The sequence below is a fragment of the Nocardiopsis nanhaiensis genome, assembly GCF_054778635.1.
Map to the genome: position 1 here is coordinate 1 of NZ_BAAGZJ010000037.1, position 17,680 is coordinate 17,680.

General features: G+C 64.9%; 21 protein-coding genes. 14 read left to right on the top strand and 7 right to left on the bottom strand.

Annotation, left to right across the window (positions count from 1 at the left end; all coding sequences use genetic code 11):
- Positions 1–363: 363 nt before the first annotated feature.
- The 4 genes from ACYVD1_RS18355 (at position 364) to ACYVD1_RS18370 (ending at position 3,328) form a co-directional block, all read left to right on the top strand.
- Positions 364–492, top strand: coding sequence for an albusnodin family lasso peptide (locus ACYVD1_RS18355; protein WP_460774089.1), 129 nt, complete (start codon positions 364–366; stop codon positions 490–492).
- A gap of 151 nt (positions 493–643) precedes the next feature.
- On the top strand, positions 644–2,155 hold the full coding sequence (locus ACYVD1_RS18360) for an albusnodin/ikarugamycin family macrolactam cyclase (protein ID WP_460774093.1): 1,512 nt from the start codon (positions 644–646) through the stop codon (positions 2,153–2,155).
- Positions 2,142–2,759: a lasso peptide biosynthesis B2 protein gene (locus ACYVD1_RS18365; protein ID WP_460774096.1), complete on the top strand. Its 618-nt coding sequence runs from the start codon at positions 2,142–2,144 to the stop codon at positions 2,757–2,759. Before ACYVD1_RS18360 ends, ACYVD1_RS18365 begins: the two co-directional genes overlap by 14 nt.
- On the top strand, positions 2,756–3,328 hold the full coding sequence (locus ACYVD1_RS18370; RefSeq protein ID WP_460774098.1) for a GNAT family N-acetyltransferase: 573 nt from the start codon (positions 2,756–2,758) through the stop codon (positions 3,326–3,328). Before ACYVD1_RS18365 ends, ACYVD1_RS18370 begins: the two co-directional genes overlap by 4 nt.
- A 260-nt stretch (positions 3,329–3,588) precedes the next feature.
- Here the strand turns inward: ACYVD1_RS18370 and ACYVD1_RS18375 are convergent, their stop codons facing one another.
- Positions 3,589–4,470 carry an LIM domain-containing protein gene (locus tag ACYVD1_RS18375; protein ID WP_460774100.1) on the bottom strand — a complete coding sequence of 294 codons (882 nt, stop codon included), beginning with the start codon at positions 4,468–4,470 and terminating at the stop codon, positions 3,589–3,591.
- A gap of 374 nt (positions 4,471–4,844) precedes the next feature.
- Here ACYVD1_RS18375 and ACYVD1_RS18380 point away from each other — a divergent pair, with 374 nt between their 5' ends.
- The 6 genes from ACYVD1_RS18380 (at position 4,845) to ACYVD1_RS18405 (ending at position 8,707) form a co-directional block, all read left to right on the top strand.
- A complete protein-coding gene (locus ACYVD1_RS18380) occupies positions 4,845–5,420 on the top strand; it encodes a hypothetical protein (protein ID WP_460774104.1) in 576 nt (191 codons plus the stop codon).
- Positions 5,407–5,955: a hypothetical protein gene (locus ACYVD1_RS18385; protein WP_460774107.1), complete on the top strand. Its 549-nt coding sequence runs from the start codon at positions 5,407–5,409 to the stop codon at positions 5,953–5,955. Before ACYVD1_RS18380 ends, ACYVD1_RS18385 begins: the two co-directional genes overlap by 14 nt.
- 274 nt (positions 5,956–6,229) lie before the next feature.
- Complete coding sequence (locus ACYVD1_RS18390; RefSeq protein WP_460774110.1) at positions 6,230–6,721, top strand: hypothetical protein; 492 nt, start codon at positions 6,230–6,232, stop codon at positions 6,719–6,721.
- Between the two features lie 34 nt (positions 6,722–6,755).
- Positions 6,756–6,890, top strand: coding sequence for a hypothetical protein (locus tag ACYVD1_RS18395; RefSeq protein ID WP_460774112.1), 135 nt, complete (start codon positions 6,756–6,758; stop codon positions 6,888–6,890).
- Positions 6,891–7,561: 671 nt separating this feature from the next.
- On the top strand, positions 7,562–8,431 hold the full coding sequence (locus ACYVD1_RS18400; RefSeq protein ID WP_460774114.1) for a replication-relaxation family protein: 870 nt from the start codon (positions 7,562–7,564) through the stop codon (positions 8,429–8,431).
- 15 nt (positions 8,432–8,446) lie between these two features.
- Entirely contained in the window at positions 8,447–8,707 is a 261-nt protein-coding gene (locus ACYVD1_RS18405) for a hypothetical protein (RefSeq protein ID WP_460774116.1), read from the top strand.
- 55 nt (positions 8,708–8,762) lie between these two features.
- Here ACYVD1_RS18405 and ACYVD1_RS18410 read toward each other — a convergent pair whose 3' ends face one another.
- On the bottom strand, positions 8,763–10,316 hold the full coding sequence (locus ACYVD1_RS18410; protein ID WP_460774120.1) for a recombinase family protein: 1,554 nt from the start codon (positions 10,314–10,316) through the stop codon (positions 8,763–8,765).
- Between the two features lie 27 nt (positions 10,317–10,343).
- Here ACYVD1_RS18410 and ACYVD1_RS18415 point away from each other — a divergent pair, with 27 nt between their 5' ends.
- Together ACYVD1_RS18415 and ACYVD1_RS18420 are read left to right on the top strand one after the other, a co-directional pair.
- Positions 10,344–10,613 carry an ATP-binding cassette domain-containing protein gene (locus ACYVD1_RS18415; protein WP_460774123.1) on the top strand — a complete coding sequence of 90 codons (270 nt, stop codon included), beginning with the start codon at positions 10,344–10,346 and terminating at the stop codon, positions 10,611–10,613.
- 93 nt (positions 10,614–10,706) lie between these two features.
- Positions 10,707–10,994, top strand: coding sequence for a hypothetical protein (locus tag ACYVD1_RS18420; protein WP_460774126.1), 288 nt, complete (start codon positions 10,707–10,709; stop codon positions 10,992–10,994).
- Here ACYVD1_RS18420 and ACYVD1_RS18425 read toward each other — a convergent pair.
- Both ACYVD1_RS18425 and ACYVD1_RS18430 read right to left on the bottom strand, forming a co-directional pair.
- Positions 10,966–12,690 carry a solute symporter family protein gene (locus ACYVD1_RS18425; RefSeq protein ID WP_460774129.1) on the bottom strand — a complete coding sequence of 575 codons (1,725 nt, stop codon included), beginning with the start codon at positions 12,688–12,690 and terminating at the stop codon, positions 10,966–10,968. The genes ACYVD1_RS18420 and ACYVD1_RS18425 overlap by 29 nt on opposite strands.
- Positions 12,690–13,022, bottom strand: coding sequence for a DUF485 domain-containing protein (locus ACYVD1_RS18430; protein WP_460774131.1), 333 nt, complete (start codon positions 13,020–13,022; stop codon positions 12,690–12,692). Before ACYVD1_RS18430 ends, ACYVD1_RS18425 begins: the two co-directional genes overlap by 1 nt.
- Before the next feature lie 632 nt (positions 13,023–13,654).
- On the opposite strand from ACYVD1_RS18430, the gene ACYVD1_RS18435 reads away from it, so the two are divergent.
- On the top strand, positions 13,655–13,963 hold the full coding sequence (locus ACYVD1_RS18435; RefSeq protein WP_460774133.1) for a hypothetical protein: 309 nt from the start codon (positions 13,655–13,657) through the stop codon (positions 13,961–13,963).
- A 132-nt stretch (positions 13,964–14,095) separates the two neighbouring features.
- Here ACYVD1_RS18435 and ACYVD1_RS18440 read toward each other — a convergent pair whose 3' ends face one another.
- Complete coding sequence (locus tag ACYVD1_RS18440) at positions 14,096–15,178, bottom strand: GNAT family N-acetyltransferase (protein ID WP_460774135.1); 1,083 nt, start codon at positions 15,176–15,178, stop codon at positions 14,096–14,098.
- Between the two features lie 172 nt (positions 15,179–15,350).
- Entirely contained in the window at positions 15,351–15,956 is a 606-nt protein-coding gene (locus tag ACYVD1_RS18445; RefSeq protein WP_460774138.1) for a TetR/AcrR family transcriptional regulator, read from the bottom strand.
- Between the two features lie 41 nt (positions 15,957–15,997).
- On the opposite strand from ACYVD1_RS18445, the gene ACYVD1_RS18450 reads away from it, so the two are divergent.
- The gene (locus ACYVD1_RS18450) at positions 15,998–17,041 is read left to right on the top strand and encodes a DUF2867 domain-containing protein (protein ID WP_460774140.1); all 1,044 of its coding nucleotides are present in this window, start codon (positions 15,998–16,000) and stop codon (positions 17,039–17,041) included.
- Positions 17,042–17,075: 34 nt separating this feature from the next.
- Here ACYVD1_RS18450 and ACYVD1_RS18455 read toward each other — a convergent pair whose 3' ends face one another.
- On the bottom strand, positions 17,076–17,663 hold the full coding sequence (locus ACYVD1_RS18455) for a CueP family metal-binding protein (protein WP_460774142.1): 588 nt from the start codon (positions 17,661–17,663) through the stop codon (positions 17,076–17,078).
- Positions 17,664–17,680 lie beyond the last annotated feature (17 nt).

Here is a 17,680-nt window from a genome sequence, read left to right on the forward strand (position 1 = left end):
CGGACCATCCGCTCAGCGACCGTCGACATCAACGGTCAAGAACTCACCCTCGAGCCCAAGATCCCCGAGCACGCGAAGACGATCCTCGAGGCAATCGGGGTCACTAAGCCCAATGGGTGAACTCAGGCCAGACGGCGTTGCGTACGCCCTGCGTGCGCATTTCCGATGCGATCTGGCGTGAGAAGGAGATGGTCACGCTCGTCGTGGGAGCCGACGCCACGTAAATCGTTACTGGAAGCCAAGAGGGAAGTACGGTCCGCATCGCCCTTCCCGAATGACTCACAAAGCTCCGTATGCCGACCGGCGTGCGGTATTCCTGCCCCAACCGGGGGCAGACTCTCAACGCACGAAAGGAAGAAGCGAATGCAGACAACTCCGCTTGTCATGTGTGAGGAGGCCGGGGACGTCGTTCTCGACCTCGGGGATGTCGCCGACCTGACCCTGGGTGAGGGCAAGTCGGAGAACGAGGACAAGCGCAAGATCTACAACTAGCCGCTTCTCTGTTCGTCACACAAGGGGTGTCCTTCCTCGGGGGCACCCCTTCCACAAGATAGGGAAAACCGTGTTCGGAGGAACAACCGCACCACTCTGCAACAGAATCCCTGTGAGAACCCGCCCTGTGCCAGAGGCTCCCGCTGTGTGGATGACACCCGAAGAGGACTCACCCGTCGTCACCGCAACAACAACCGGTTCTGCTGTCATCCTTGGGTTGTACGGCGCCACCCGTGAAGAGGTCGCCAGAACACTCGCAGCGGGTGTCCCAGATAATGTGGCATGGCGTTGGCCCGGTGCTTATATCGTCGTTCACGTTGAAAAAGGAAACGTCACTCTTTGGACCAGCCTGGGCGCATTCCCGATCTACGTTTATCACGACCGTGACGGATTTCACTGGTCCACCAGCGCCCGAGCTCTGGCCTCATTGAGTGATCCCGTGGAATTGGATTATGAGGCGGTCAAGGGATTCGTTGAAGGGAGGCCGATTTCCCATTCCCTGTTCGCCGGGATCGAACGGTTGCCCGCTGGGCACCGTATCCGTTTGAATTGGGGCTCGTGGTCGGCAGTCCCCGTGTGGAAACCTCGCCTCTCGCCGGTGCCTGTAGCGCTGCGTCTGCGTCGGGTTCTTGAAAGGGCTGTGGCTGTGCGGGTAGATCGGTTCCCTACCCCCACGTGTGACTTTTCCGGCGGTCTGGACTCCACGACGCTGGGCCTGCTGGCCGCGCGCCGACTGGAACCGCAGTCGCGCACCATCACCGCGACGACGCTCCACCCGGAGGGGATCACGACCGGCGCGGACATGGACTACATCCGTGGTGCCATCCGCTCCTCCGGGATCGTCCACGCGTGGATCGGCCGCGACCACACCCACGCTCCCTACGGAGATCTGCGGTTAGTGCCCTTGGACGAACCCGCCGTGAGCGCGGTGTCCTTACCGAGCTTGCGTGATCACCTGCGCTGGTTGGCCGAGCACGGTTCCACCGTCCACATGACGGGAGACGGGGGTGATGCTCTGCTCTTGACCCCTGCGGTCTACTTCTGGGAGATGATCGCCACACGCCCTCTCCGGACCGTAGGGGCGGCCTCACGATTCGCTCAGGTGCGGTGCATGTCCCTGGGACAGGCGTTCGCACACGGCCGCACTTCGCCAGCGTCCACCGGGTTGGACCTGCCAAGCCGCACCCACCACACGATGTTGGCAACGCTCATCCACAGTGCCCGCTCCGCGCGCGCGGACGTGGAGTTGGCCGCCACCTGTGGGGTGCGACTGGAAAACCCGTTCTTCGATTCACAGGTGATCGACGCCTACCTGTCGATGGAGTTGCGGGAGATGCCCGAGCCCGCCCGGTACAAGCCCGTTCTGAAAGCGGCGATGGCTGATCTGTTGCCCCCGGCGCTGCTGCGCAGAACCACCAAGGCGACCACCAGTGCCGACCACTTCGAGGGATTGCGTCGCGCACTGCCCCAGGTGAGCGCGCTCGTTGACGGACACCTGGCCACGGTCGGGCTGATCGACGCGCGAAGCATTCAAGTGCGGCTTGGCGCGCTCGCGGCGGGTGCGGGTGACCTGGGGCCGGTTGAGCGCATCGTGGCCTTTGAGGCGTGGTGGAAGGCGCTGGCCCCCGTGGAGTGGACGGAGGCAGCTCATGCACACAGTTGAGCGGGCGTGCGCCTTGGACCTGGGGTGGTTGCTGATCGTGGACTACGACAACGGCCGGGCCCGACTTCTGTCCCCGACAGCGGCCCAGGAGTGGGCTCGCACCAGTGCCGTCGCTCCGGTTCCCCGCATCGGGTGGGAGCCGTCGTGGAGTACCCACGAAGTCTCCTTGGCGTGGGAGCCCGTACCGCGGCCCGGTAGGCGCGCGCTGTTCACCGCGGCTTTGGGAGTGGCGGTGATGTCGATCGCCGCTCGTATCGGGGCGCGCAGGAAGCGGATGCGTCGAATGCTCGCCGTGGTGCGCTGGGCCTGCGCCTGGGCCCGGCGTCCGGCATCGACCGCCGTTGCGGCGGAGACTGTGAACGCGGTGCGGTACTGGGGTTTCGTGCCCTGGCGTATGGCATGCCTGGAATCATCGGTGGCCACGGTCGTGGCCCTGACCTTGCAAGGGCGGTCGGTCTCCTGGCACCACGGGGTGCGCTGCGACCCGATCGTGTTGCACGCATGGGTCTCGGTCACCGGCACCCCCGTGGGCGAGCCGGTGAGCACCCTGAGGTGCACCACGCTTGAGACCATCACTTCCCAGACGAATGAGGAACACCCATGAGTGAGGACACCCCTTGGATCTGGCTGCGCGGCGACGTCGCCGGACTCGGGCCGATCCGCGAAGACCTGTTGGACACCTACTGGCGGTTGGATCAGCAGATCAGCACGATCGTCGGCTACAACCGGCAGAGCCCGCAGCCTGTGCGCACCACTCGGGCGATTCTCATCGACGGTGATAGCAGCGACGAACCCCGCTTCACCATTTACGACCTGACCCAGGCCGACCCCGCCCCGGTGGGGGTGGCCAAGCTCGCCATGGACACCGCGCGGGGCAACGCCGAGTACATCGTGTCCATGGACCCTGACCACCACGGGCGCGGCATCGGAACCGAGGCGACCCGCCTGGTGTTGGACTGGGCTTTTCACGTGGCCAACATGGCGTGTGTGTGGTTGACGGTGCTCGAACCCAACGCCGGAGCGATCCGCGCCTATGAGAAGGCCGGGTTCACCAGGCAGGGCATCCGCCGCGACTCCAACATGTGGCTGGGTCAGCGGGTCAACGAGGTGTACATGGACGCCGTCCCGGCCGACTTCCCGGGGCCCTCGTTGGTCAAGCAGAAGTTCCAGTAACCGTCCTGAACTCGTAATAGTCACTTGCGAAAGGGTTTCGCTCGATACTGACGAGCGAAACCCTTGACGCAACTACTTAAACGCGGAAAACACGCGCTCTGATCAGCCCCATTGAGCTTTTTGATCCTGAAGGAACAGCGCTGCGCCCCGAATCTTTAGGATGAAAAAGCGTCTCACTGGCAAGGAAATGCACAGCAGGAGCTGCACAAATACTAACAGAATTCTACTCTGAAATTCTTAGACTCCAAATTCTTCTTGCTTCACATCGAATCAAAGTCTGGTTCCCAATCTGGATCGCCATCGATATCATCGATGGCATGTGCGTCAATATTCGCAAGTTGGAGTTCGAATCCCTCTAATTCCAGATCACATACGCGACAAGCAAAGTGGCGAGGCCCAAACCAAGCACCGAACTCGGCAAGGTGTTCGCGGCCAGTGGCAATACCAAGAGATTCACATGCTGGGCAACGAGTTGGTATTGACATATGCCAGCGGCTTGAAACTGGCAACTGCTCAAGCGAAGCGATAACCGAATCTTTCTGGCTCTCAGAGAGGGATCCCACTTTCGACCAGAAATTTTCTCGGGCGCGCTGCAGTTTTTCTTGATAGCGCAGTTCAAGTTCCGACTCAGCCTCGACAAGAAGTTTTCGGATTAGTTCAGTGTGGCGCTTCCAGAACCATAGTTCTGACCGCGACAAGGCTGTCAGAATCTCGTTGATGTAGGTAATTCCTGCCGCAAGAAGCTCCTTGGGGCGTGAATCTTGATTCCAGACGCCAAGGTGGGTGATCCCGTTTCTCGCCTCCCGAAGCTTTTGGACTTGCTCAGAACTGACCCTTTTATTCTTTAATAGCACTGCGGTCCTATTAATTGCAGCCTCACCCATAACTGTTCTAATTTCAGATATAGACTTCCTTGCCTTATCTTCATGGCCACCAAGAACCAGAAGATCATCAATTGAAGGCTTATCTGGCGTGAGAAGCACGACTGAGACGGAGCACAAGTATGCCTTGGACACATGTTCTACCGCAACACCCATATGGTGCACAGAGAAATCATTGTCGGGTGGTGTTTGCATGTAGGAATCGAGTGAACTAGCCGCCCACCTCTGAGCTGAGGCTAGAAGTTTATCTGACATGTCCATGGAAGCATTGTACTCCGACAAGGCATTCTGGTCATCCCAATCGGGGTTACTAGTATGTTTCCCCTAGGATGCCTATTGGATTGTATAAAATCTCGGGAGCCCGAGCTGATTTCCACCTTTGTCTTCAGCGGAAGTTCCTTTATTTGACTAACGCTGAGGTTATTGATCACTATAAACTACCTAGAAACCTCTGCGATTTAGCAACCGTACTCCCTGGTAATGTCAACCGCTCATCAGAGATCCACGTCAACATTCCACGTTGCCCAGTCGTTCGCTACAATCATGATGGGGAGGTGACTCGGTCCAGGTCAAGTCAGGCAACCACGACATCTGTCAGATAGTCACGTCCCGTCATCCCCAATACAGGAAGGGAGATGATTGCAATAAACCAGGAACCTGCCGTCATCGTGGCAGTTGTATCGGCTGCTATCTCCATGATATCTATGCTATTCGCCTATCGGGGAACTCGAATAGCAAGGAAAGCATACAACCTTTCCCTGAGTCAGGATGTTCGTGCGAATCTCCCCATCGACAGCGAGCTGGGAATCGGAGCCCGAAAAAAGGTCGATCTGGGAGATTTGATGCTCTATAAAATCCTTGCTCGAAACCCTTCTACAGTAAGCAACTCAATAGCGCGAGCGGCACTCAAAGTCCGCTATTCCAACGGCAAAGGCGAGATATTTTCTGTCGATATTTCCCAACTAGAGCGGGGCCAGATCACGGAAGACAATTTCGAGGACGAGCCTACGCGATTCCCCATGCCTCTTCCAGCAGGCGAAGCGAAAATTGTACACCTAGCTTTTCTCATTCCTTACGATATCGTGAAGGGATATCAGATCGAGGACTACACGATCAAACTAGAAGATTCACTGGGCCGCGTGACCGAGGTTGGATCGATATCAGTCGCACTCAAGAAAACCGGAAAGGATGAGGAAATTGAAGAAGACTAGGATAAAAACCCACCCGGTTCGGCTGATAGCGTCCTCTGGAATAGCTTCAGCAGGAACGGGTCACGGGAGAGTGGTGCCAGCGCTTGTTATCGACACCTCTTCGCGCCCAGATATAGCAGAGCTCATTCGCATACATAAGCACACCGGACCTGGCGATGTAAATTTCTGGTGGAGCAGGTCAGGTGCCGATAAGGTTGGCCTAAGGATCGTCTTCAAAAGACCAACAGAGGTTACGATCGACATCGAATTCGATGTCAAAGAAACAGGCGGAGTAGTAGACCAGATCATCACATCGCAACTGGCCTACATTCAAGGTGGCCAGCCAGGAGACACCGTTTCGCAGCAACTAGACAAAGCAAAAATACTGGTGGAGATTCCAAATACTGAATTCAAGGATGATTGGCCTAAAATTTGGGCCAGAAGCCTGACGAAGCAGTTTAAATCACAGGGCCATTCAAAGAAAGAGGCCACGAACATGGCCGAGCAAGTCATGTCCACATGGAGGTCATTCGGTCGGTTCAGAATCGAAGAATGACTTCTACGAACCCCTCCGTTCCAGCACACCAGTTTAAAACAGCATCAGAGCCTCTAGTGTGGCAGATTTTCTTAGTCGTTAACCCACCCACCAAGGGCTTCTTGTTGTCATAGGTGGTTTCCATACGCAGGAGGCCGGCACATGTTGAAAGGGTTGGTGAGCAGAGCCCTTGGCGTCAGCACTACTCCTTGTGACCGCTCCGACATGGGCGGATGACTCCTTTTTCGGACGCACCAACTGTAGCGATTCCAACCAACCAGGCTGTGAGGTGGTGGTGGAGTCGGAGCAGACCAACCCCGCAACCCCGAACACTCCCGGCACCGGCGGCAACAACGGCACCGGTGGCGGTAGTGGAACGGCACCGGTCCAAGCCGAGTGCGAAGACGGCATGTTCACCTCACTGTGCTCGGCAACGGTCACCGCCGGATCGGCATCCCCTGGTGGTGATGCCGATGAGGGCGGGGTTGATCTGACCACGCTCGCGCACAACGCTCGCGCTTCGTTCCAACTGCCCTCCCCGGACATCTCCATGTCCCCCGGCCCGGATACGCCGGTGCTGGTACAGGTCCCGGTGCGGCTGTGGATCGATGCCGACCAGTGGCAGGAACAGCAGGCAACGGCAACCGTGCCGGGCGGGTCGGTCACCGGCACGGCAACACCGACCACCGCACGGTGGTCGATGGGCGACAGTGCGACCATCACTTGCCAGAGGCCCGGCACCGCCTACGACCCCCGCCCGGCACGACGCGGCATCGGCCTCCCCTGACTGCGGACACACCTACACCAGCACCGGCAACGACATGACGGTTTCGGTGAGGATCACGTGGTCGGTGTCCTGGTCCGGTAGCGACGGTGAGGGAGGCGGACTGGATGATCTGGCCACCACCACGACGACCACCGTTCGGGTGGTGGAATCGTCCGGTGTGGTGACCTGACCAGCACAACCCTCAAGGGGTGGTGGGGTGCGTACGCACCCCACCACCTTTTCTGTGTGCGCGGTGGTCCCGTTCGGGGTGCTCGTTCGCAACCAAGGGTGGATGCTCCCCTCGCACACTCCCGAGGAGCATCCACCGCGATGGCTGTCGGGCTTGTCGTAGGCCAACTCTGTGACCTGCGCATTCGTGGAGCAATGAGCGATATCGGCGTTCTCGTTCCTTTGGATAGGTGAGGGCACTTTTTTGCTTGCGCTGATCGGTCCGTCGATCCCCCGATGGACCGGTGGGCGTATGTGGGTGCTCTTCTCATCCGCTGGGGTGTGCGCATGTCCCGTTCCTGGTCGGGGAGGGGGAGCCCTCGGCGGGTGAGGGACGCGAAAACCCTTCCTCCGAACGAAGAGAGGAACAGATTTTGTGGGGGCGGACACCGGCGGTCGGGGGTGGAGAAGGATCGACCACCGATCTTCGACCGGTTCTCCCCCGATCCACCCACCTCCTTCTTCTTCACCTCTCGTTCCCCATTCACCTCTGCTGTCACTTTGTCCCCTGCTTTGTGGTGCGGATGAGCGAAAACGGACCCCTCGATCATCTTGATAGGTAGGGGGACATTTTTCCCACCCCGACCGTAACCAATAGGCCGAACCATCCGAAGGGAGAGCGAGACGCACCTGATGGACCACACACCACGCCGCGTTGACGGCGCTCACCTGTTGCGTCTGGCCGGGCACCTGACCGACCGCGACCACCGCATCCTGTCCCTGCTCCACACCCACCGGGTTCTGACCACACCCCAGATCGCACAGGCGGCGTTCACCAGCCACAGCCGGGCGGTGCAACGGATGCGCACCCTGACCGGGTTGGGGTTGGTGGCTCGGTTCCGCCCCTGCCTGGACCGGGGCTCCGCACCCTGGCACTACGTCATGGACACCGCAGGCGCACACGTCGTGGCGGCCGACCACGGCGAGGATGTGGACCGGGTGCGGGTGCGCCGGGATCGCCAGTTGGCCATCGCGCACAGCACCCACCTGTCCCACCGGGTGGGCGCGAACGGGTTCTTCACCGCCCTGATCTGGGCCGCCCGCACCGGGGATGGTCGTGCGGAGTTGGGCCGCTGGCACAACGCCGCGAAGGCGTTCGCTGTGTTGGAGGAGCTGCACCGGGCACCGTGGGAGGGGGGTGTGCCGCGCCCGGACGGCTACGGCCGCTGGAAGCAGGACGGTGTGGCGGTGGAGTTCGTCCTGGAATGGGACACCGGCACCCAGACCCACCGCCAACTCACGACCAAGATCGAACGCTATGCGGACCTGGCCATAGAGGCCCGGGGGCCGCTGCCGTGGGTGCTGTTCGTCTTCCCCACCCCGCGCCGGGAGGACAACGCCCGTAGCGCGCTGGAACGCCCGGAGGGCGCTCTCGCGCTGCCGGTGGTCACGACCCACCTTTCCCTTGCTGAGACCCCGAATCGGGCCGTCTGGCGGCTTTTGGGGAGCGGCCGACCGCACGTGCGTACCCCGTTGACTGCTCTGTCCCGCCAACGACCCTGACCAACGCCGGACACCATGGAAGGAGCACCCACCCTGGCCGCGCCACCACCCCGACCGGAAAGGCACCCCGACACCTCACCCGATACGACCGCGACCGTCACCCCTGCTCAGAGCGAACCCGCGCCCGCCACCACCGTTGAGCCCACCGTGGCCGAACAGATCGACGCCTACGCCGATGAGGTCGTGGCCCGTATGCCCGAACTCACCACCGAACAGCGCGAGCGTCTGCGACGGCTCCTGAACCCGCCCTACCGCCATGACCCATCCCACAAGTGAACACACGCGGGTCCGCACCCCCACCGGGTGCGGACCCCTTTGCGCGTGGAGCGGTCTACGCTGCGACCTGCGCCGGTGGTGTGGGTGGTGCGAAGTCAACGCGCTCATGCGGGGCCACCGCGCCCCGCCCTTGCCCCAACGGGCGCGGGGTGATGGTGAACACCGCCCGCAGCACCTCACGCTTGCGCCCCAACGTCAGCCCTTCCCACACCTTGCGGGCGTCCTGGACGCCGATGAAGTCCACCAACGGGGAACGCTTCGCAGCCGCCGAGAGCTCCCCCTGAACCTGGGTGAGTTTGCGCCCGATCGTGGTGGTGATGGTGGCCAGCTGGGCGGCGTCAATGGTCCCGTCCGCGAACTGCAACGCGGCCTGTTGCTTGCGCTGATCCAACACCGCCGCCTCGCTGCGCAGTTCGGCCACGTCCACCTCAGGAGTCTGGGTGATCAACTCCGCCACATCGGCGCGCGCCAACCGCTTGATGACGGTGGTGGTCACCACCGCATCCAAGGCGTGCGCGGGTCGGGAGCAGTGGCCCTTGTCCCGGCACCGGTAGACCGGCACCCCCGCCTGATTGCGGCGCACCGTCATCGTCGCTTCCCCGTTGTCACAGTCCCCGCACAGGTAGATCAGCGAGCCCAACCACTTGGGCGTGTTGCCCGGGGACTTCTTGCGTGTGGGGTCCGAGAACAGCGTGATGAGAGCTTCGCGCACGTCATCGGGAAGGATCTGCTCATAGGCACCGCGTTTGGTGATCTGGCCCTTGCGGTGGGCATGCCCGCTCACCCGGGGCGAGGTGAGGATGTTCTTCAAGGTCCGAACGTTCCACCCGGCCGATTCGATCACTTGGCCGTTACGGCGCAACACCCGCCCGTCCTTCTGCGAGACCGTGAGCACCCCGCGCTTGCGCATGTCAGCCAACACCTGACGCTCGGAGACCCCGTCAAGGAGGTCATCGGCCCACTTGCGGATCTCGGCCTTCTCGTCGGCGCGGGCCTTACTCATGTCCAGCACCGGGCGGTCTTCCCACACGCGTTCCATCGGGGGTGCTTTGGGGTTGACGCACACGCTGCGTACGCGGCCGGTGTCCACCCCGAACCCGTAGGGGCGCACCCCGCCACCGAACGTGCCGTGGCGGGCTTGACGCTTACGCGCCAACGCGACCCGGTCGCCGCGCTCCTCGCTCTCCAGTTGCCCTTTGAGGGTGTCGGACAGGAACGCCTCACGACCGGCGGGCCGGTTGAGGTTGTACTCCCCACCCTTGGAGAAGGAGAACAGACGCACGCGGTGCTTGATCGCCAACTTCATGAAAGCGACCGCTTCCTCAATCTCGCGGTGCAGGCGGTTGGCGTGCCAGAAGGTCACCGACGCGATCTGGTCAGCGGCCATGTCGGCGCGCAAACGCTGGTAATCGGGGCGCTCCACCCCGGTGAAGGCGGACAGGTCGTTGTCCTCGTAGTGGCCGGACAGGGGACGGTCCATGTCCTGGGCGAAGTCGGCGTTCTCCTCGTGCTGGGAGTCCACGCCATCGGCCGCGCCGGTCTTGTCCAGCGAGATCCGGCAGTAATCGACGTCCTTACGGTCCTGGTGGGGTGCGCTGTGAGGGGTCATATCTCCAATATGCGCCACAAAACGACTATGGGGAAGTCGACGACCATCCGGGTACTGCTCAGTCTTCAGCACGCGGACGCCGACCTGGTACAGCTGTTCGACGACGACCCGTGGAAACACGCAGTGGAACTGCACCGGAGGCTGGCCTACGTGCCCAGCGACGTGGAGCTGTGGCCCGCGCCCACCGGCGGCGAGTCCATCGACCTGTTCGCCCGGCTGCGGGACAGCTTCGACCGCCGCCGGGACGCGCTGTGCGAGCGCTTCGGACCCGACCAAGAAGGCCGCACCTACTCCTAAGGCAACCGGCAGAAGGTCGCGCTCATCGCCGCGCTCGCCTCCGACGTTGAGCTGCTCCTGCTGGACGAGCCAACGGCCGGGCTGGACCCGCTCATGGAATCGGTGTTCCAGGTGTGCGTCCGCGAGGCCGGGTGCACCTTACTGCTCTCCAGCCACATCCTGGCCCAGGTGGAGGCGCTGGCCGACCACGTCTCGATCATCCGCAGCGGCCGCGTGGTGGAGAGCGGGACCCTCAACGAGATGCGGCACCTGAGCCGCACCAGCGTGACGGCCCGAACCGACGGGGCCCCGGACGGCCTGGACGCGGCCATCGGCCGCCGGGGCGCTGAACCTCCCCTGCCCGGGGCGCGGCTCAGTCGCGGTCGGCGCCCCAGCCCGTGAGCGAGCGCACCCGGAGTTCGGTGAATCGTGCGCTGTTGCGTTCCGGGGAGAGCAGGCTGCCCACGATCGCGCAGGCGAAGCCGACCGGCACCGCGACCAGGGCGGGGTTCTCCATCGGGAAGTACTGGATGTCGATCCACGTGGGCAGCACCGACAGGTTCTCTCCGGTGACCGGGTCGACCTTGCCCGACATCACCGGGGAGAACAGCATCAGCAGCATGGTCGCGGACAGCCCGCCGTAGATCCCCCACTCCACGCCCTTGGTGTTGAAGCGGCGCCAGAACATGGTGAGGACGATGACCGGGAGGTTGGCGGCGGCCGCGATGGCGAAGGCCAGCCCCACGAGGAAGGCGACGTTCTGTTCCTGGGCCTGCACGGCCAGGATGATGGAGACCGCGCCGATCAGGCATGCGGAGAAGCGGGCCACGCTCACTTCCTGGGACTCGCGCGGGCGGCCCCACATGAGGATGTGGCCGAACAGGTCGTGCGCGATCGACGACGACGAGGCCAGGGTGAGGCTGGCGATGACCGCGAGGATGGTGGCCAGAGCCACGGCGGAGATCAGCGCGAGCAGCACGGCGGCACCCACCGGACCGGCGAACATGCGGCCGAGTTCCTCGGCGAGCATCGGCACCGCGGTGTTGCCCGACGGGTCCAGGGACATGATGCGCTCCGAGCCCACCAGCGCTGCGGCGCCGAAACCCAGGGCGAGCGTCATGAGGTAGAAGGCGCCGACCATGACGATGGTCCGGTTGACGGAGGTGCGGGCCGCACGGCCGTCGGTCACCGTGTAGAAGCGGATGAGGATGTGCGGCAGCGCGACCGTACCCAGGACCAAAGCCAGCCCCAGGCTGATCAGGTCCATCTTGTTGAAGAAGGTCTGTGCCGCGTCTTCGGGCACCTCCACGCCGAAGCGCAGTCCGGGTTCGAGGAAGGCCTGGCCGTGTCCGCTGGCTTCGGCCGCACCGCCCAGCAGGGCCCGCGGGTCGAAGGAGAACAGGGCCATGACCATCACGGTGAGCAGACCGGTGGCGCCCAGCAGCGCCACAGCCTTGATGATCTGCAACCAGGTCGCGGCCTTCATCCCGCCGTACATGACGTAGACGATCATCAGGACGCCCACGAGGACGATCGCTCCGGTCCGGGCCTGGCCCGCGCTCAGCCCCAGGAAGGTACCGCCGTCGTGCAGCCCGAGTAGGACCGCGACCAGGGCGCCCGCGCCCACCATCTGCGCCACCAGGTAGAAGACGCACACGGTGACGGTGGAGACGGTGCAGGCCAGGCGTACCCGCATGCGTCGCATCCGGAAGGCGGGCAGGTCGGCCATGGTGAAGCGGCCGGTGTTGCGCATCAGCTGGGCCATCGGCAGGACGAGGAGCCATGCCACGAGGAAGCCGATGGAGTACAGGAAGCCGTCGTAGCCCTGGAGGGCGATGATGCCGGCGATCCCGAGAAAGGACGCGGCGGACAGGTAGTCACCGGTGAGGGCGAGGCCGTTCTGGGTGCTCGAGAACTCGCGGCCGCCCGCGTAGAAGTCGACGGCGCCCTTGGTGGTGCGCCGCGCCCGGACGGTGATGCCCAGGGTGACCAGGACGAACAGGGCGCACAGCCCGATGGTCCAGGCGTGCGCTACACCGAACTGCCCGCCGAGCGCGCTGCCCACGTCGAGACCGGTTCCCAGGTGTTGGGGGGCCATCAGCCGATCACCCGCCCGTCGATCGTGCTCTCGTCTTCGGCCCGGTCACGGATCTCCGCGGCCAAGGGGTCGATGGAGCGCGTGGAGAATCTGCCGAACGCCCAGGCGAGCACGAAAGTGAGCAGGAACTGTCCGATACCCATCACCAAGGCGACGTTGACGGACTCCGCGATCCGCACGCTCATGAAATCGCGCGCGTAGGCGGTAAGGAGCAGATAGGACACGTAACTGAGCAGGAAGGCGCCGATCAGCACCCCCGCTTGAAGCGCGAACCTCTTTCGGAGTTTCACGAAACGCGGGTCGACCGACATGCGCTCGCAGGCGTGTGCCATATCGGCCTCCGCGCGTATCCGCGCTGACCTCCCCCCGGCGGTTCGGGGGGTTTCCCCCGAACGGTGGCCACGCCTTCTGGACGTGCCTTCCATGTACTCGACCACGGACTTCCCCCTGAACACGGATCCGCCCCGCACACGCGGGGTCGGCATTCGCTGCACCGGATCCGCTCCCCCACGGCCTCCGGCTGTCCTTCGGCGCGCGCCACCAAAAGCGCGTCGGCCGGTTTTCCCCGAGTGGTCCCCTTCGTCTGGAAAGACCCTCGACCCCGGGATGGCCAACACACTAACGACGGGCCGGGCGCCGTGTTCACCAAATACACAAATCGGCTGACACCAATAGGGTGACCGGAAACTGAAAAAAGGACGAAGGCCATTCTCGGATGACAGACCGACCCATTTCCCCGCACGCACCGCGACCGGGGCCACAGCGGCCGCCCTCCGATCGGGCCGCCTGGTCGCCCAGGTCACACGCCGCACACGACGGCGCGGCGACCCCTTGGACTTCGCTAGGCTTCGTGACAACCCCGCACCCATGACGGAAATCCGGCTCATCACCTGTTTCCGCTTTCGTACACGTGTATGATTAGGGGTCCGCACTGTTCACGCGATACCGAAGGGAAATCCCCGCCGTGGTCACCGAGGTCTTCACGCGCAAGTACTGCGATCCCCACGCCGTCCGCGAGGAGAAGGTCGAGGCGACTGAGGTCATCCAGTTCGCCTGGGAGGGCTCCGTCCGCGAGGTCGACGCCTGCGAGGAGTGCTTCAAGGAGCACGAGACCCGCTTCGAGCCCCTGGTCGACTACTCCCGACCGGTGAAGAAGCGCCGCGCCACCAAGAAGGCCGCGCCCGCCACCGCCGAGAAGTCCGACACGCCCGAGGGTGCCAGCGGCTCCGAGGACTCCGCCACCGACTCCGGCTCCGGCTCCGACGACAAGTAGATAACCCGCCCTCGCAGCCCCTCGGGGCCTGCGAGCGACGGCCTCATCGCGTCACCGCGAAACGGGGGTCGGCGACACCCCCAGTGGCCGCCGACCCCCGCGTTTATGGCCGCCGCCCCCGTTCGGCCGTCCTCAGGGGCGGCCCATCAGGCGTGCCACCTGCCCGCCGCGCCGGTTCCGCGTACCGAGTCCGGCCTGGACCGCCTCCGCGACCGGTAGCCGGGCGTGCACGTACACACCCTCCTGGGTCTGGACGGAGGCCCCGAACCGGCGCATGATCCGCAGCATCCCGGCGTTGGCGAGCGTGGTCTCGGCCCGCACCTCGGCCAGGCCCCAGTCGGCGGCGATGACCGTGAGCGCGCGGGTCAGGGCTGTGCCCACCCCGTGCCCCTGCCAGGCGTCCTCCACCAGGAAGGCGATCTCGCCCACCCCGGGGTCCAGCGTGTACATCAGGTGGCCCAGCGCCACCGGTTCTTCCCGGCCGTGCGGGCGTACCGCGATGGTCAGGCCGCGTTCGGCGTCGCAGAACACCCTCAGCATGTGCGGGCCGAGTTCACGGATCCCCGCGAAGTAGCGGTTGCGCAGCGTGTCCGGCGAGCAGCGGCGGTGCAGGTCGCTCAGGGCTGGAGCGTCGGTCTCGTGGACCTGGCGGAGGGAGAGCCCCAAGCCCTCGGTGGTACGGACGGTGCGGTCGGTGGGCACCGGCCCGGTGGAGGGCATCACCGAGCGCACCAAGGCCTCGGCCCGACTGGACTCGGTCCACGTGAAGGGGTGCGACCCGCGACTGACCAGGACCCCGCGCAGCGGTCCGACCGGGACCAGCATGGAGGTACCCGGGGCCACGTCGTCGGCGGTGAGGTTGGTCCACCGGGCGTCGTCGGCGAGCAGGAGTTCGGCCAGGGCCTCGGGGAGGCGGTTCGGGTGGGCGCGCAGCCGCGCGGTGAGCAGCAGGGCCCGGGTGACGTCGTCGCCGACCTCGCGCCTCTGGGCGGCGACGGCCGTCACCTTGCCGTCCGGGCACTGTTCGGCCAGTGCCCGGACGGCGGCTCCGTGGTTGCCGGGGATGTCCACGACGAACTCGTCGACCACACCGGAGACGTCGGTGTGGATGGACAGCCCCACGATGTTCCCGCCGTGTTCGGCGAGTGTGCCGACGACCCCCGCGAGGCTGCCGGGACGGTCCTCGACCGCCGTACGGATACGCCACAGGCTCACGAGCGAACCCCCTTCGGGAAGCTGGTGCTCCCTCCGCCGCGCCACGACTCTGTGCCGCGGCGGAGGGGCGCGCACCGACGTGGTTCCCACTGTGGGGTTTCGAGGTTTCGCGAAGGTTAGGCGCCCGTTGAGTTCGGTGTGCCGTTCGGAAACGTCCGGCAGTACCGGGCCCTCACCGTGCGTCGCCCGTGAGGCCCTCCGGGGTCACGGCCTCGTCCAGCACGAAGCGGATGTAGGCCGCGGCCCCTTCGCCTTCGGGCAGCGCCTCAGGGGTCGCGTGGACGAGCTGTGTGTACCCCAGCCAGGCGGTGAAGGCGAGCAGGGCCTGACTCCGCGCCCGGCCGGGTGTCACCCCCAGCTCCTCGTAGAGTGCCGCGACGTAGGCGATCCGGCGCTCAGTGATCCGCGAGATGGTGGGGGCGACCAGCGGGTGTGCGGCGGTCGCGAGCAGAGCGACCTCGATCCGGTTCTCCGCCGTCCTGGCTGCCCCGACGGTCACGTCGGTGAACAGCCGCCGGAGCTTGGCCCGGGCGTCCGGCTCGGCCTCCACGCGTGCGACCACGGCCTCGGTGTGTTCCCGCTCCCACAGGTCCAGCGCCGCCGCTATCAGCGCGTCGCGGTTGGCGAAGTGCCAGTAGAAACTCCCCTTGGTCGCGCACAGCCGGGCCGCGATCGGCTCGACCGCCACGGCACTCAGACCGCCTTCACTGATCGCCGCCAGGGCCGCGCGGGCCCAGTCCCGGGAGGTGAGTCGTCTTCGGGTCTTCTCGTCGGCCATGTCCGTACGGTACCGTATGGAAACGAACCATACGGTTGCGTATGGTGAGGCTGACGGAGGTCGCCATGGGACTCGTCCGCAACACACACCAACGGGTCATCGCCGCGCCCGCCGAGGTCGTGGGCGAGCTCGTCGACGCACTCGGAGGCCCGAGGGACCGGCTGTGGCCCAGCCCGGCCTGGGAACCGATGCGGCTCGACCGAACCCTGTCGGTCGGCGCCGACGGCGGGCACGGCCCGGTCCTCTACCGGGTGAGCGAGCACGAATCCGGGCACAGGGTGCGGTTCACCTTCCACCCGGAGGCGGGGTTCCGCGGTTACCACGAGCTCGTGGTCGAACGCCTCCCCGACGGGAACACCCTCCTGCGCCACCACGCCGAGGCGGTAGCGCTCGGCACGACGCGTCTGCTGTGGCCCCTGGCGATCCGCCCGATCCACGACGCCATGGTCGAGGACCTGCTCGACAACGCCGAGCACGCCTCGACGGCACGCCGCCCTCGTCCCCGTCCCTGGTCGCGCTGGGTCCGCCTCCTGCGCCGAGCGGATCCGCCGCCCGTCTGGGCGCGCACGGCCCCGGACACGGCCCGGCTCGCCCGCACGGCCTTCGACGATCCGGCCCACACCGACGCCTTCTCCGTGGAGCACTGGCCCGGAGTGAGCACCGAGCCCCAGGAGTGGGCGGACGCGATCTTCCGCGACCCGCCCCGGTGGGTCCTCGGCCTGCTCCTGCTGCGCGAGGCGCTGGTGGGTCTGGTGGGCATCGAACGCGGCGGGCGCGCCGCTTTCGACACGGTCCGCTCCCGCCCGGGGGAGGTCCTTCTGGGTACCGACTCCGGTCACCTGGACTTTCGCGTCTCGGTCCTCGTCGACACGGACAGCCGGGAAGGCGGGGGCGGAGAAGAGGACGGGGACCACCGAGACGCAGTCACGCTCACCACGGTGGTACGCCTGCACAACGGGCGCGGCCGACTGTACTGGGCCGTGGTCCGCCCCCTGCACCCCCTCGTGGTGCGCGCCATGCTCCGCCGGGCCGCCCGCAGGCTCTCCGAGCGGGCCTGGGCGGTACGTGTCGGTTCGCGGCACTAGGCCGTGTACTGGTCCGGGACGCGGGAGGCGGCCCTCAGGCCAGTTCGAGCGTGGTCAGGCAGGTGGGGTCGTCCGCCCCGGTGGAGACCTGGGTACTGCCGGAGCGGCCTTCGTACTCGACGGTGACGGTCGCGTCGATGTCGCTGGGCAGCCAGTACCCGGCGAAGCCGTTGTCGAAGGTCGGCCCGGTCTCCTCTACCAGTACCGAGTCGTCGGAGTCGTCGGTGATGGTCACGGCGATCTCCTCGTCGCGCAGCTCGCCCAGGCACGAGGTGAGGTTGTGGTTGAAGCACTCGTGGGTGTGGTCCACGTACGGCGCCATGGAGAGGTAGAACTGGTCCTCGGGCAGGTCGAGTTCGGCCTCCTGGCCGTCATCCGTGTCGGAGAGCACGAGAGTGTCGGCCTGCACCGAGGCCACGAGGTCGGTGGGCCGCTCCGCCACGGGCATGAGATCGAGGTGGTCGACGATCTCCACGGCGTCGAGGCCGTCGAGGCCGTGCTCGGCCAACAGCTCCTCACCCGAAGCCGAGGCGGGGACGCTCTCCTCCGGTTCGGAGGTGCCGCACGCCGTGAGGGCCAGCGCCGCCGCGGCCGCGATCCCGACCATTGCCGTGTACCTCATACCTGATTCCCATCCGA